Here is a 14,455-nt window from a genome sequence, read left to right as displayed (position 1 = left end):
CTTGGGAAAGAACGGCCGAAGCCGCTTCATCTGATCGTCCGTCAGCCAAAACAGGTCGCTCATATCGGTCTCCTTGCGGAGCCTGAATCAGATCACGGCGCTCACATCAATGGGTCCTGACCCTAGAGTCCGCCTTGGTGAGGAGACGGACGTGAAGAAGACGAGGTTCAGCGAGGAGCAGATCATCGCGGTGCCGCGCGAGCAGGAGGGCGGGATGAAGACCGCCGATGTGTGTCGCAAGCACGGCATCAGCAGCGCGACGCTGTACGCGTGGAAGGCGAAGTATGGCGGCATGGACGTGTCGCAGGCACGCAAGCTGAAGGTGCTCGAGGAGGAGAACGGCCGGCTCAAACGGCTGCTGGCCGATGCCATGCTCGACAACGCCGTGCTGAAGGAGGTGGCGGGAAAAAACTGGTGAAGCCCGCCGCTCAGCGGAAAGCTGTCGAGCACGCTCGACAGCTGTTCGGCATCAGCGAGCGTCGGGCTTGTACGATCTTCGGCGTGGACAGGACGTCGGTGCGCTACGCGCCCCGGCGTAGTGATGATGGCGACCTGCGGTCGCGGTTACGGGAGATCGCGGCGGAGCGTCGCCGCTTCGGCTACCGGCGGCTGGGGATCATGCTGGCCCGTGAGGGGCTGGTCATGAACCACAAGAAGCTGCTGCGGCTATACCGCGAGGAGAACCTGCGGGTCAGGCGCCGGCGTGGCCGCAAGCGAGCGATGGGCACCCGAGCGCCCATGGCGCTGCCGCAAGGTCCGAACCAGCGCTGGAGCCTCGACTTCGTAAGCGATACGCTGATCAGCGGCCGTCGCATCCGCATCCTGGCGGTGGTCGACGACTTCACGCGGGAATGCCTAGCGCTGGTGGCCGACACCTCGCTGTCAGGCGCGCGTGTCGCTCGTGAGATCGACGCCATCATCGCCGTCCGAGGCGGACCGCCGCTGATGATCGTCAGCGACAACGGCACCGAACTGACCAGCTTGGCGATCCTGAGATGGACGCAAGAGCGCCCCATCGAGTGGCACTACATCGCGCCGGGCAAGCCGCAGCAGAACGGCTATGTCGAGAGCTTCAACGGCCGCCTGCGCGACGAATGCCTCAACGAGACGCTGTTCGTGTCGCTTGGCCATGCCGATCCACTTTTTTGATTAAGGTCGCCGCCGGCGCCCCACAGCATAAGTTGGTCGTTGGGGGCAGTTGACCGCGCCCGCTGCCGGCTCAGCACAATCGATCATGAGCGGGCAGGTCGAGGGCCAACGCGGGCCGTACTCCCCTAGAAGCGCTTGGCACACCTGTCACTCTACACCTGCTTCCCCTGTCCGAGTCCCAAGCTCAGGCGTTGGACTCCTCGTCCCAGCTATCTGCCGACGGAGGGGGCGTCTTTTTGCAGAACGCCGCCCATTCACGCATAAGCAGCCGACGTTTGTCGAGAAAGTCGGTCCGTCGATAGGCAGCCTCGACCTTGTTCGAGACTGTATGGGCGAGCGCCGCTTCTGCAATTTCCCCCGAATAGTCTGTCTTCTCTGCGACCCAGTCCCGGAAAGCCGACCGGAACCCGTGCACCGTCACCGCGAGGTCCATGTCACGCAGGATTTTGAGGAGCGTCATATCCGATAGCGGCTTCTTCACGTTCTGGCCAGGAAACACCAACTCGCTGGCGCCAACCTTGAACGTCTTGGCGCGCTTGAACACCGCCACTGCTTCGGGCGCGAGGGGTACGACATGTATTCGCCCCATCTTCATCCGCTGGGCCGGGATCGTCCACAACGCCGCTTCCAGATCAAATTCTGACCAGGTCGCGCCCCGAATTTCGCCCGACCGCGCCGCCGTCAGGATAAGCGCTTCCAGCGCTACGCGGCCTACCGATTCACGCTCGCCCAGCTTCTCAAGGAACTTCGGTACGGATGCATATGGCAGGGCCGCGAAATGGTTCTCCTTTTTGGGCTGACGAGGCAGCCCCTTGGAACGCGACCGCATTGGCGCTTCGGTCGCGCGAAACCCGCGTGCGTACGACCAGTCGAGAACGGTGCCGATGCGTTGTCGCACGCGACGCGCCGTTTCAGGCTTCGTCAGCCAGATGGGTGCCAATACGTCCCGGATCAGGGGGCCTTCGATTTCGCTGACTAGCCGGTCGCCCATCTTGGGGAAGGCGTAGCTCTTCAGCGTCGCGATCCACTGATCCTGATGCTTGCCGTTCTTCCAGGCCTCCTTGTGTTCCTCATGGACCATCTCAGCGGCCTTGCGGAAAGTTGGAATGACCTGACGCTCCTGCTTCCGCTCGGCCACAGGGTCGATGCCTTGCGCGATCTTTTGGCGAGTGAGGAAAGCGGCCTCTCTGGCATCCTTGAGAGAAACCGCCTTTAGTGAGCCCAGCCCGATATCCTGGCGTTTTCCCTTATTCTGGACGCGAATCACCCAGCTGGCTGCCCCTTTGCCGTTGATTTCGAGAAACAGGCCGTCCCCATCCGAATAGCGTCCAGGCTCGATCAGCGATCGGATTTTGAGCGCAGTGAGCTTTCCCATGCCACCTCACCTCAATTTTCCCCACACTTCGCGTGAGATTGTGTCGGATCGAGTGAAACGCAGCGACATCAAAAAACCGCTGATTTCCAGGCTTTTGTAGCAGATTTCAGGGTTTTTTGCCAGCCACACAGGGGGCATAATGGCGGAGAGGGAGGGATTCGAACCCTCGGTACCGTTGCCGGCACGCCGCATTTCGAGTGCGGTGCATTCGACCACTCTGCCACCTCTCCGCGAGGATAAACCGGAAGGCATCTGGCCTTCGGGGCTGATCGATTGGAGGCGCGCTCCTAGATCAGCTTTTTACGCATTGCAAGCGCCTAAACTTGTGCGATGCCACAAACGCATTAAATCGAGGACTATGGACCGCATCGACACCCTGCCCCTCTCCTCGCGCCTGGACATCGCGGCGCCGATGGTCGCGACCGCGCAATTCGCGATCGGCGATATCGTGCGCCATCGCATGTTCGACATTCGCGGCGTGGTCTTCGATATCGACCCCGTCTTCGCCAACAGCGACGAATGGTATGATTCGATCCCCGAGCAGATCCGCCCGGCCAAGGACCAGCCTTTCTACCATCTGCTCGCCGAAAACGCCGAATCGAGCTATGTCGCCTATGTCAGCCAGCAGAATCTGCTCCCCGACGACAGCGACGAGCCGGTGGAGCATCCCGCCATCGCGGGGCTGTTCACCGGCTATGCCGATGGCCGCTACCTGCTCCGCCGCGAGCATCGCCACTGATCCCGGCCATCGGGCTACCGCTCTTCTTCGAACATACGCGCTCAGGAAATGCTCTGCTGGAGTCGAAGGCGAGCCGACGGGGCCGGATAGCCAACGGCATTCTATATACATACGCGCCAAACCGCCTGGCGGCTGTGCCTTTCCGTCGATCCCGCCAAGCCTGGCGAAGCCCCGCATCTGCCGCAGCCCATCGACGGCCGCCCCGTCGCATCGAAAGGCGTGATCGCGGAGGCGGCCTGGCGAAAAGCCGGATTCTATGGTTGACAATCCGGCCTCCTTTGCCTAGCTGGCTCTTCTTTCCCGGTGGGCCACCCGCGCGGGAGCCATGCATTTGGGAAGTGATAACAGCCATGTTCGCAGTCGTGCGCACGGGCGGCAAGCAGTATCGCGTCGCCGCCGGAGATAAGATCGTCGTCGAGAAGATCGAAGGCGAAGCCGGCGCGTCGGTGACGCTGGGTGATGTTCTGCTGGCGGGCGAAGGCTCGGAGCTGAAGGCGGTCGACGGCATCACGGTCGCCGCCGAGATCATCGCTCAGGCGAAGGCCGACAAGGTCATCGTCTTCAAGAAGCGCCGCCGCCACAACTATCGCCGCCGCAACGGCCACCGTCAGCAGCACACGATCCTGAAGATCGTGTCGGTCGGCGCCTGAATCCAGCGCGTCGCCAAACGAAATCCAGGAGTAGATCGCAATGGCACATAAGAAAGCAGGCGGCTCGTCGCGTAACGGTCGTGATTCGGCCGGCCGTCGCCTTGGCGTGAAGAAGTTCGGCGGGCAGGAAGCCATCGCCGGCAACATCCTCGTGCGTCAGCGCGGGACGAAATTCTATCCGGGCCGCAACGTGGGCATGGGCAAGGACCATACCCTGTTCGCGCTCGTCGATGGTCGCGTCTCGTTCCACGAGGGCAAGCTCGGCCGTAAATTCTGTTCGGTCGAACTGGCCGCAGCGGCCGAATAATCGGGCAACCGCGCCGGGTTGCCCACCAGGGTGACCCGGGTTCCACCAGCGGAACCGACAAAAAAAAGGGAGACGGGTCGCCCCGGCTCCCTTTTTTTCATGCTCCCTCCACCGCCGTCCGGCCTTGTCTCCATCCCGTCATCAGGACGTGGCAGGGGCTCGCCCGACGCGACGAGGAGTTGTCGAGTAATGTTCGCGCGGACCGAAAGATTGTTGTTGCGGCCAGCCTGGCCGGAAGATGCCCCCGCCTTGGCCCAGGCCATCGGCCATGACGCCGTCGCCCGCATGGCGGCGCGCGTCCCCTATCCCTATACGCTGGCCGATGCCGAGCAGTGGCTGGCGTCGCCGTGCGGCGCGACCGAGCCACGTTTCCTCATCACGACGCTCGACCATGGCGGCGCGCCCGAACTGATCGGCGGCATCGCGATCATCACGGGCGATACCGGGCATGAACTGGGCTATTGGCTGACGCCCTCGGCCTGGGGACATGGCTATGCGACCGAGGCGGGACGTGCGGTTGTGGCGATGGCGCGCTTCGCACTGCCGATCCCGCGGCTGGGCGCCTGGCATTTCGCGGACAATCCGGCCTCGGGCCACGTCCTGACCAAGCTCGGCTTCCGCCCGACCGGCCGCCAGATGGCGCGGGCGTCCGCTGGACGCAGCGGGCTGTCGCCGAGCGTCCATTACGCGCTCGACCTGGAAGCGGAGCGAAGCGCGTTGCTGCCGCTCGCCGCCTGATGCGGCCGGCCTGACCCGGTCCTGCCCGCCATCGCGTTTCCGATGATGGCAGGCGGGATCGGCCGCGCGTCTATGACAGCGCGACATGGCCCGTCGGACTGTGGAAGCAGGGCCCGGTCATGCTCGGCCTTGATGCGCCGAATCGCCTGTCCCTGCCACCGATCGACCGGTGCGCGACTCGCACGCCTGCGGGACGATCGGCACCAAAGCAGGCCGAGGACGCGCGGCTGCAACCCTCCCAGATTGGGCATTGTTTTCGGCGGAGGGAAAAGCTTTCTGTCCGTTATGGTCGGCCAAATGCTTGATATTCCCGAAAAACGTCTTCGGATCCGGCCTTTTAATATCATGATAAGTATTTTGCCGCCTCCTGCCATTGTCATTGTGGCGATGTCGGAGGAACAGCTGTGCATCGGTGCTGTACATCTTGTATCGCGACGGCTCGGGACGTGCCCTGCACTTGCCCGAAATCACCGCGCATAAGGAAAGATCGTCGCGGCGCGGCGGCGGTGGAACTGGCGCTTGTGTCGCCGATCCTGCTCAGCATGTTGATGGGCATCATCGCCTTTGGCGATTATTTCCTGACCGCGCATCTGATCCAGCAAACCGCCAATGATGCCGCGCGGGCGGCCATTGCGGGCATCGACGCGACCGAACGCAAGAAGATCGCGACCGATACCGCCAAGAAGCTGCTCGATTCGACCGGCGTGCTGAAACAGGCCCAGGGGCAGGTCGACGCCAGCGAGTCGGACGGGATCATCATCGTCTCGGTCCGCTATGACGCCTCCAGCGATCCGCTGCTCAAGCTGCCCTTCATCCCCGCCCCGGGACAGACCCTGACCGCGAAGGGCGTGGCGATGGTCGGCGGGCTGTAATGCGCGCACTCTGGCGGGAACGGCGTGGCGCGGTCAGCATCCTGACCGCGATCGCGATCATGGCCCTGATCGGCTTTGCCGCCATGGCGGTCGATGTCGGCATGCTCACCCTGTCCCAGCGCAAATTGCAGGGCGTGGCGGACCAGGCGGCGGTGGCCGCCGCCGCCTCCAACGCCAGCCGCCGGGCGCTGGCCGTGCAAAAGGTAATCGCGGCACAGGGACTGACCGATGTCACCGTGACGATGGCGGTCGGCCGCTATCGCTCCGATGCGGCGATCGCGCCGGAAAACCGCTTTACCGCCGGCACGGATGGCGGGGCGGTGCGCGTGATCCTGAGCCAGCCCGTCACGCTGTTTTTCGGCCGGGTGCTGACCGGACGGAACACCGCGCCGGTCTCCGCCAAGGCCACCGCGCGCCGCATCGACCTCGCCGCCTTCTCGCTGGGCACCCGGCTGGTCAATCTGCATGGCGGGCTGCCCGGCGCGCTGCTGAACGCGCTGGCCGGCAGCGACCTGTCGCTCTCGCTGCTCGATTATCAGGCCCTGGTGAGCACGCGGATCGACCTGTTGCGCGCGACCCAGTTCCTGGGCACGCGCATCGGCCTGACCGGGGCGAGCTTTCAGGACATATTGGCCGCCAATGTCACCCTGCCCACGCTGCTCAGCGCGATGGCGGACGCCGCCGGCAACAGCGGCACCGCCGCACTCCTGCGCAACATTTCGCTGCGGGTGCCGGGATCGAGCGTACCGCTCACCCGGCTGATCGACCTGGGACCATTGGGCAGTGCGACCAGCGCGGCCTCGCGCAACCTGATCGACATCGACGCCTATTCGATGCTGCGCGAGTCCCTGTCGATCGCCAACGGCCGTCGCCAGGTGTCGCTCAACCTGGGCGCATCGGTGCCGGGATTATTGTCGACCACGGTGCTGTTGGCGATCGGCGAACGGCCGGCATCCTCACCCTGGCTGGCGGTGGCGCAGGATGGGGGCGTTACGGTGCGCACCGCCCAGCAAAGACTGTTGGTCGAAGCGCAAATCGGCGTCCCGCTGGTCGCCAATGTCCACCTGCCGATCTTTGTCGAAACCGCCGCGGCCCAGGCGCGTCTCAACGCCGTCCAATGTTCGGACAGCGGCCAGTCGGTGACGATCGACGTTCTCCCCTCCCCCGGCACGATCGCCATCGCGGAGATCGATCGCTCCCAGTTCAACGACATGAGCCGCTCGCCGATCAGGGGCGAAGCCGCGTTGCTGCGCACGCTGATCGCCACGGTCTGGGGACGGGTGCAGATCGGGCTCGCCAGCGACACCGCGTGGCAACGGGTTTCGTTCGACACCAGCGACATCGCCAATCGCGCCACCCGCACCGTGAATTCCAATTCGCTGGTCCGTGGCCTCGCCTCCTCGCTCATCCAGTCGGTCAAGCTTCGGCTGGAGTTGCTGGGCCTCAACCTCGACCTCGTCGGCCTGACGAGTCTCGTCGGCAATGTCCTGATGCTGGTGGCCCCCGCGCTGGACCTGCTCATCAACGGCTTGACCGATCTGCTCGGCCTCCACCTCGGACAGGCCGATGTGACGATCAACGGCGTGCGTTGCGGCACGGCCACGCTCGTCGCCTGATCGGTCGCCTGCCCTTCGCCGGGCTGGTCAGTCCGCACGGTCAGCGGTAAGAGCGCGTCCATGCATTTCCTTGACCAGGCCAAGATCTTCGTCCGCTCCGGTGCGGGCGGCCCCGGCGCCGTTTCCTTTCGGCGCGAGAAGTACATCGAATATGGCGGCCCAGACGGCGGCAATGGCGGCAAGGGCGGCGATGTCATCTTCGAGGCGGTGGCCGGTCTCAATACGCTGATCGATTTCCGCTATACGCAGCATTTCCGGGCACCGCGCGGGTCCGGCGGGTCGGGCTCCAACCGAACCGGCGGCGGCGGCGACGATCTGGTCATCAAGGTGCCGGTCGGCACCCAGATCCTGTCCGAGGACAAGGAAGAGGTGCTGCTCGACTTCACGAAGGTGGGGCAGCGCGAGGTGTTCCTGCGCGGCGGCGATGGCGGACGCGGCAATGCTAGCTACAAGACCTCGACCAACCGCACGCCGCGTCAGCACGGCACCGGCTGGCCCAGCGAGGAAGCCTGGGTCTGGCTCCGGCTCAAGCTGCTCGCCGATGCCGGGCTGGTCGGGCTGCCCAATGCGGGCAAGTCGACCTTCATCAACGCCGTCACCAACGCGCAGGCCAAGGTCGGCGCCTATGCCTTCACCACCACCCGGCCGCAGCTGGGCGTCGTGCGGCATCACCAGCGCGAATTCGTCGTCGCCGACATTCCCGGCCTGATCGAGGGCGCGGCGGACGGAGCGGGGATTGGCGACCGCTTCCTGGGCCATATCGAGCGCTGCCGGGTGCTGCTGCATCTGGTCGACGCCAATGACACCGACGTGGCGGAGAGCTACCGCATCGTTCGCGACGAACTGGAAGCCTATGGCGCTGGGCTGATCGAAAAGCCGCACATCATCGCCCTCAACAAGATCGACACGCTCGACGACGAGCTGATCGAGGCATTGTCGGCCGAACTGGCCGAGGCAAGCGGCGCGGATGTCATCCCGCTGTCGGGCGCATCCGGCACCGGCGTCGACTGGGTGCTCGACAGGCTGCTCGAAGCGATCGGGCCCGGCCCCGATGCCGTGCCCGAAAATGACGAGGGCGAGGATGAGATCACATGGTCGCCGCTCTGATCGCAGCATGATCTTCGCCCCCGCCACCTGTTCGCGGCTGATCGTCAAGGTCGGCTCCGCCCTCCTCGTCACGCCCGAGGGGGAGGTTCGTCGCGACTGGCTGACCGGCCTCGTCGCCGACATCGCGGCGCGGGTGCGGCAGGGGCAGCAGATCGCGATCGTGTCCTCGGGTGCGATCGCGCTCGGCGCGCGGCGGCTGGGGCTGGCCAAGGGCGGGCGTGCCAGCCTGGAGGATGCGCAGGCCGCCGCCGCGACCGGGCAGATCGCGCTGAGCCAGGCCTGGGCGGAATTGCTCCATGCCGAAGGGCTGACCGCCGCGCAGATGCTGGTGACGCTGGACGATCTGGAGGATCGCCGCCGCTACCTCAACGCCGCCGCCACGCTGAACCGGCTGCTCGGACTGGGCGTGGTACCGGTCATCAACGAGAATGACAGCGTCGCGACCGAAGAAATCCGCTTCGGCGACAATGACCGGCTGGCGGCGCGGGTGGGGCAGGCGGCGGGCGCGAACGGCGTCCTCCTGCTCTCCGACGTGGACGGGCTGTACGACAGCAACCCGCACACCAATCCGGCCGCGCGCCATATCGAGCGGGTCGAGCGGATCGACGCCGTCACCGGCATGGCCGATGGCGGCTCCGCATCGGGCATGGGGTCGGGCGGCATGGTGTCGAAGATCGCCGCCGCGCGCATCGCGGTCAGTGCGGGCGCGCATCTCGCCATCGCGTCGGGACGGGTCGACCATCCGCTCTCGATTCCGGCCCGCCACACCATCTTCGTCGCCGAGAAAAGCGCGCCCGCGCGCAAGGCGTGGCTGGCGGGCGGGTTGACCGCGCGCGGCGCCATCACCGTCGACGCGGGCGCGGCCAAGGCGCTGGCGGCGGGGGGCAGCCTGCTGGCGGCGGGTGCGACCGGGGTACAGGGCCATTTCGCGCGCGGCGACCTCGTCACCGTCGAAGGGCCGGACGGCATCGTCGCCCGGGGGCTGAGCGAATATGATTCGACCGAGGCACGCGCGCTGCTCGGGACGCGCTCGGACGAGCAGACGGCGATCCTCGGCTATGCGCCGCGCGCCGCGCTGATCCATCGCAACCACCTGGCGCTGCTATGATCGTCGCGGTGACGGGGGCGACCGGGTTCGTCGGTCGCGCGGTGGTAGACCGCGCCGCCGGAGCCGGGCTGTCGCTGCGCGCCCTCACCCGCCGGGCGCAGCCGTCGCGCGCGGGGATCACCTGGATCGCAGGGGCACTCGACAAGCCGGAAAGCCTCGCCACGCTGGTCGAGGGAGCCGACGCGGTGCTGCACATCGCAGGCGTGGTGAATGCCCCCGACCGTGCCGGCTTCGTCGCGGGCAATATCGACGGGACCCGCGCGATCGTCGAGGCGGCACAGGCGGCGGGCATCAAGCGCTTCGTCCATGTCTCCTCGCTCTCGGCGCGCGAGCCGGACCTGTCCACCTATGGCTGGTCCAAGCGGCAGGCCGAGGACATCGTGACCGCCAGCGGCCTCGACTGGACCATCGTCCGGCCGAGCGGCATCTATGGGCCGGGCGACATGGAGATGCGCGACATGTTCCGCACCGCCCGACTCGGCCTCGCGCTGATGCCGCCGCCGGGTAAGGTCGCGCTGATCGCGGTCGAGGATTTCGCGCGGCTGCTGACGACGCTGGTCGCCACCGATGGCCCGCGCCGGGTTCTGGAGGTCGATGACGGCCACGCCCTCACCCATGCCGACCTCGCCGCCGCGATCGGCGCGGCGGTAGGGCAAAGGGTAATGACGCTGCATCTCCCCAAGGGGCTGCTGCAGTTGGCCGCGCGGATCGACCAGCGCCTGCGCGGCCGGGGAGCCAAGCTCACCCCCGACCGGGTCGGCTATCTCTGCCACCCCGACTGGACCGCCGACCCCACGCTGCGCCCCGATCCGGCGCTGTGGGAACCCGCCATTCCGCTCGCGCGCGGGCTGGCCGACACGGCGCGGTGGTATCGCGCCAACGGCTTGCTATAGCAGCAGACATATCGCGGTCGAAAAGCCGCCGCATTTGGGTGCCACTGCGCGCCCGACTGAAAGGATCATCATGAGCGACCGCCAAGCCATTTTCGATATCGTCGCGGCCCAGATCGCGCCCTTCAACAAGAAGGGCGTCGAACTGACCGAGGCGACGACCTTCCAGGGCGATCTGGAGTGGGACAGCCTGACCGTGATGGATTTCGTCGCCGCGATCGAGGACGAGTTCGACATCATCATCACGATGAACATGCAGGCGGAGATCGAGAATGTCGGCCAGCTGGTCGACGCGGTCGAAAAGCTCAAGCAAGCCTGAACGCTGACCACGGATACCGACATGACCGAAGCCGCCGCCCAGCCCCACGCCCTGCCCCCCCATGCTTCCCTTGGCAACGCCCCCGCGATCGCGCCCGAGCATGACCTGCTGTCCAAGTTCGACGGCCTGATCGCCGAGCGGCAGAAGCTGCTCGACTCGGGCGTCACCGATCCCTTTGCGATCGTGATGGAACAGGTGAAATCGCCGACGGAAGCGGTGATCCGGGGCAAGGACACGATCCTGCTCGGCACCTATAACTACATGGGCATGACCTTCGACGCGGACGTGATCGCGGCGGGCAAGACCGCGCTGGAGCGGTTCGGTTCGGGCACCAATGGCAGCCGGATGCTCAACGGCACCTTCCACGACCATGTGGAGGTGGAACAGGCGTTGCGCGATTTCTACGGCACGACCGGCGCGATCGTCTTTTCGACCGGCTATATGGCGAATCTGGGCATCATCTCGACGCTGGCGGGCAAGGGCGAATATGTCATCCTCGACGCCGACAGCCATGCGTCCATCTATGACGGCTGCCAGCAGGGCAATGCCGAGATCGTCCGCTTCCGCCACAATTCGGTCGAGGATCTCGACAAGCGGCTGGGCCGCCTGCCCAAGGAGCCCGCCAAGCTGGTCGTGCTGGAGGGCGTCTATTCGATGCTGGGCGACATCGCCCCGCTGAAGGAGATGGTCGCCGTCGCCAAGAAGCATGGCGCGATGGTGCTGGTCGACGAGGCGCATTCGATGGGCTTTTTCGGCCCCAACGGGCGCGGCGTGTACGAGGCGCAAGGGCTGGAAGGCCAGGTCGATTTCGTCGTCGGCACCTTCTCCAAGTCGGTCGGCACGGTCGGCGGCTTCGTGGTGTCCAACCATCCGAAGTTCGAGGCGGTCCGCCTCGCCTGCCGCCCCTACATCTTCACCGCCTCGCTGCCCCCCTCGGTGGTCGCGACCGCGACGACCTCGATCCGCAAGCTGATGACCGCGCATGAGAAGCGCGAACGACTCTGGTCCAATGCCCGCGCGCTGCATGGCGGGTTGAAGGCGATGGGCTTCCGTCTGGGCACCGACAATTGCGACAGCGCGATCGTCGCGGTGATCCTGGACGATCAGGAACAGGCCGCGATGATGTGGCAGGCGCTGCTCGACGGCGGGCTGTACGTCAACATGGCGCGTCCGCCCGCGACGCCGGCGGGCACCTTCCTGCTGCGCTGCTCGATCTGCGCCGAGCATACGCCGCAGCAGATCGAGACAGTGCTGGGCATGTTCCGCGCGGCCGGCCAGACGGTGGGCGTCATCGGCTGACCCGGCCGCCAGGGCTTTGCATCCCGGCATGCTTGGCGATAGCGTCGTGACCGTGATCGAGCAGGACCAGCAGGGGGCAACCGGGCAATGGCGCGCCTACGCGCTTATCGCCATGGCCGTGGCCGGGGCGGCGACGCTGATCCTGCTGATCGTCACGCTCGGCCATGCCAATCGCGAACGCGACCGCGCGCTCGAGTTGCAGAGACGCAGCTATGACGTGATGATCCTGGCGCGGACGCTGGACGGGACGATCGCCCGATCGGAGGCCTCGCTGGGGCGTTACGTCATCTCGGGCGATGCCAAGCTCGGCCAGCTTTACTATGACGAATGGACGCTGGCGGGCGCGCAGCTCGACCGGCTCGACCAGCTGATCGACGAGCCGCAGCAACAGGCGCTCGTCGAGCGCCTGCGCCACGCTTATGGCATCCGCGGCGACCAGCTTTCCAACATCGCGCTGTCGACCAGCTATCATCGCAACCGACAGGCCTATGCGCTATATTACCAAGCGCGGCAGGCCGAGGCGCTGGCGCGGATCAACCGGACGCTCAATGCGCTGATCGATGGCGAGCGCCGGTTGCTCGAACAGCGCAGCGCGGCGGCACGCGAGACGGTTCTCCATTCCAACCGCATCGCGGGCGGGCTGGCGATGTTCGGGCTGGCACTCGCATTGGGCGGCATCCTGCTGGGCTGGTTCATCGTCCGCGCGATCGCCGGACGCGCCGAGGCGCGGGCCGAGGCCAGGGCCGAGCGCGCCCGCGCCGAAGGCCTGGCCGAGGCGGTGGAGGCTGCGACCCGCGAACTCAAGGCACAGGACGCCAAGCTGCGCCAGGCGCAGAAGATGGATGCGCTGGGCCAGCTCACCGGCGGGATCGCACACGACTTCAACAACATGCTGGCGGTGGTCCTGGGCGGGCTGGAGCTGGCGGGGCGCGCGACCAATCCGGAGGAGAGCCGGCGGCATATCGACAGCGCGACCGAGGGCGCACACCGCGCCGCCGCGCTGACCCGTCGCCTGTTGATGTTCAGCCGCGAGGAGGCGCTGACCCCCGAGCCGCTGCGCCCGCGCGATCTGGTCGACGGGATGCGCGATCTGCTCGACCGGACCCTGGGCGACGGGATCAAGGTGACGGTCGTCGACCGGACCAGCGACTGGACGATCTTCGGCGATCGGACGCAGATCGAGAACGCCATCCTGAACCTGGCGGTCAACGCGCGCGACGCGATGAGCGGGCGCGGCGAGTTGACCATCACCACCGAAGATCGACCCATCGGCCCGGCCGAACTGCCGCGCGCGGGCGCGGGCGACTATGTCATGCTGTCGGTCGAGGATACCGGCGCGGGCATGACGGCCGAAATCGCCGAGCGGGTGTTCGAGCCGTTCTTCACCACCAAGCCCGCTGGCAAGGGTACCGGCCTTGGCCTCAGCCAGATCTTTGGGCTGGTGGGACAGATGGGCGGCGATGTCGGCATCCGCACCGCGCCTGCAAAGGGCACCACCGTCTCGCTATATTTCCCGCGTCACGCTGTCGCGCAGCCCACCCCTGCGCCGGTCGCAACGCCGATCGCCCTGCCCGAACCGGCGGAAGCGCCGGGCTTCCCGCTGCTGGTGGTGGAGGATGACCCGCGCGTGCTGGCCGCGACCATGGGGGCCCTGCGCGAGCTGGGGCATGACCCGATCGCGTGCAACGATCCGCGAGAGGCGGAATCGCTCCTGGCGCGGCATCCGGGCATTCGCCTGATCGTCACCGACGTCCTGATGCCGCACCGGACCGGCCCCGAGATGATCGCCGAATTGCGGCCGCTCCATCCGGGGATCTCTGTACTGTTCGTCACCGGCTTCGCGGGCGATGCGCAGGCGGCGGGGTTCGAAGGGCATGAGGTGCTGCGCAAGCCCTTCACACTGGTCGGCCTGGAACGCGCGGTCGCGGCGGCTTTGGCACGAACGCAGAACGGGTCGGTCTGCGCGGCCACCTGAGAGCGCCACGCGGGCACCGATCCCGGCGCAAGGCCGCCAATGGCACCATCCACTCGCCGTCGGGGTCCCATGGGAACATGCCCCCTCGCCCCGCATCACCCAGCAAGCGCCCAGTAAGGGGGTGACGCGCCCCGCATCGCCTCGTATAGCCATGGCCGTTTGATCGCGCGAGTGATGTCCCCCGCATGAACCCACATTCTCCAAGTAAGTCGCTGATTTCGCTGTCGTAATCGTGATATTTCGCATATAAATCATGGCGTTGACGGCTGCGAGGGGCGCGTTTCATGGATCACCTGGAGGGTGCGGGCTTG

At 66.2% G+C, this 14,455-nt stretch carries 13 protein-coding genes, 1 tRNA gene and 1 pseudogene; 13 read left to right on the top strand and 2 right to left on the bottom strand.

Annotation, left to right across the window (positions count from 1 at the left end; all coding sequences use genetic code 11):
* Nucleotides 1-151: 151 nt before the first annotated feature.
* Nucleotides 152-1,134 (top strand): annotated as a pseudogene (locus RN629_RS17415) (IS3 family transposase); the annotation flags it as partial.
* Nucleotides 1,135-1,333: 199 nt separating this feature from the next.
* Here RN629_RS17415 and RN629_RS17410 read toward each other — a convergent pair.
* Together RN629_RS17410 and RN629_RS17405 are read right to left on the bottom strand one after the other, a co-directional pair.
* Nucleotides 1,334-2,524, bottom strand: a complete 1,191-nt coding sequence (locus tag RN629_RS17410; RefSeq protein WP_407036374.1) for a tyrosine-type recombinase/integrase — start codon at nt 2,522-2,524, stop codon at nt 1,334-1,336.
* A 140-nt stretch (nt 2,525-2,664) separates the two neighbouring features.
* A tRNA-Ser gene (locus tag RN629_RS17405) sits at nt 2,665-2,754 on the bottom strand.
* Between the two features lie 182 nt (nt 2,755-2,936).
* On the opposite strand from RN629_RS17405, the gene hspQ reads away from it, so the two are divergent.
* The 12 genes from hspQ to RN629_RS17345 all read left to right on the top strand — a co-directional run bounded on the left by hspQ (nt 2,937) and on the right by RN629_RS17345 (nt 14,144).
* On the top strand, nt 2,937-3,263 hold the full coding sequence (gene hspQ, locus RN629_RS17400) for a heat shock protein HspQ (protein WP_407036376.1): 327 nt from the start codon (nt 2,937-2,939) through the stop codon (nt 3,261-3,263).
* 350 nt (nt 3,264-3,613) lie between these two features.
* Nucleotides 3,614-3,913, top strand: a complete 300-nt coding sequence (gene rplU / locus RN629_RS17395) for a 50S ribosomal protein L21 (RefSeq protein WP_007405484.1) — start codon at nt 3,614-3,616, stop codon at nt 3,911-3,913.
* A gap of 40 nt (nt 3,914-3,953) precedes the next feature.
* Entirely contained in the window at nt 3,954-4,220 is a 267-nt protein-coding gene (rpmA, locus tag RN629_RS17390; RefSeq protein WP_183951678.1) for a 50S ribosomal protein L27, read from the top strand.
* A gap of 189 nt (nt 4,221-4,409) precedes the next feature.
* A complete protein-coding gene (locus RN629_RS17385) occupies nt 4,410-4,958 on the top strand; it encodes a GNAT family N-acetyltransferase (protein WP_407036373.1) in 549 nt (182 codons plus the stop codon).
* A 506-nt stretch (nt 4,959-5,464) separates the two neighbouring features.
* Nucleotides 5,465-5,830 carry a TadE family protein gene (locus RN629_RS17380; RefSeq protein ID WP_407036372.1) on the top strand — a complete coding sequence of 122 codons (366 nt, stop codon included), beginning with the start codon at nt 5,465-5,467 and terminating at the stop codon, nt 5,828-5,830.
* Nucleotides 5,830-7,446: a pilus assembly protein TadG-related protein gene (locus RN629_RS17375; RefSeq protein WP_407036371.1), complete on the top strand. Its 1,617-nt coding sequence runs from the start codon at nt 5,830-5,832 to the stop codon at nt 7,444-7,446. Before RN629_RS17380 ends, RN629_RS17375 begins: the two co-directional genes overlap by 1 nt.
* 60 nt (nt 7,447-7,506) lie before the next feature.
* Nucleotides 7,507-8,553 carry a GTPase ObgE gene (obgE, locus tag RN629_RS17370; RefSeq protein WP_407036370.1) on the top strand — a complete coding sequence of 349 codons (1,047 nt, stop codon included), beginning with the start codon at nt 7,507-7,509 and terminating at the stop codon, nt 8,551-8,553.
* A gap of 7 nt (nt 8,554-8,560) precedes the next feature.
* Complete coding sequence (gene proB, locus RN629_RS17365) at nt 8,561-9,661, top strand: glutamate 5-kinase (protein WP_407036375.1); 1,101 nt, start codon at nt 8,561-8,563, stop codon at nt 9,659-9,661.
* Entirely contained in the window at nt 9,658-10,554 is an 897-nt protein-coding gene (locus tag RN629_RS17360; RefSeq protein ID WP_407036369.1) for an SDR family oxidoreductase, read from the top strand. Before proB ends, RN629_RS17360 begins: the two co-directional genes overlap by 4 nt.
* Nucleotides 10,555-10,624: 70 nt before the next feature.
* On the top strand, nt 10,625-10,870 hold the full coding sequence (locus tag RN629_RS17355; RefSeq protein ID WP_007405408.1) for an acyl carrier protein: 246 nt from the start codon (nt 10,625-10,627) through the stop codon (nt 10,868-10,870).
* 21 nt (nt 10,871-10,891) lie between these two features.
* On the top strand, nt 10,892-12,169 hold the full coding sequence (spt, locus tag RN629_RS17350; RefSeq protein WP_407036368.1) for a serine palmitoyltransferase: 1,278 nt from the start codon (nt 10,892-10,894) through the stop codon (nt 12,167-12,169).
* Nucleotides 12,170-12,197: 28 nt separating this feature from the next.
* Nucleotides 12,198-14,144 (top strand): ATP-binding protein, encoded by a 1,947-nt coding sequence (locus RN629_RS17345; RefSeq protein WP_407036367.1) that lies wholly within the window; start codon nt 12,198-12,200, stop codon nt 14,142-14,144.
* Nucleotides 14,145-14,455: the final 311 nt, after the last annotated feature.

This window comes from Facivitalis istanbulensis, from assembly GCF_040560405.1.
Classification (GTDB): domain Bacteria; phylum Pseudomonadota; class Alphaproteobacteria; order Sphingomonadales; family Sphingomonadaceae; genus Sphingomonas; species Sphingomonas istanbulensis.
Note: the sequence above shows the minus strand (reverse complement) of the source record. Positions and strands in the feature narration are given on the sequence as shown.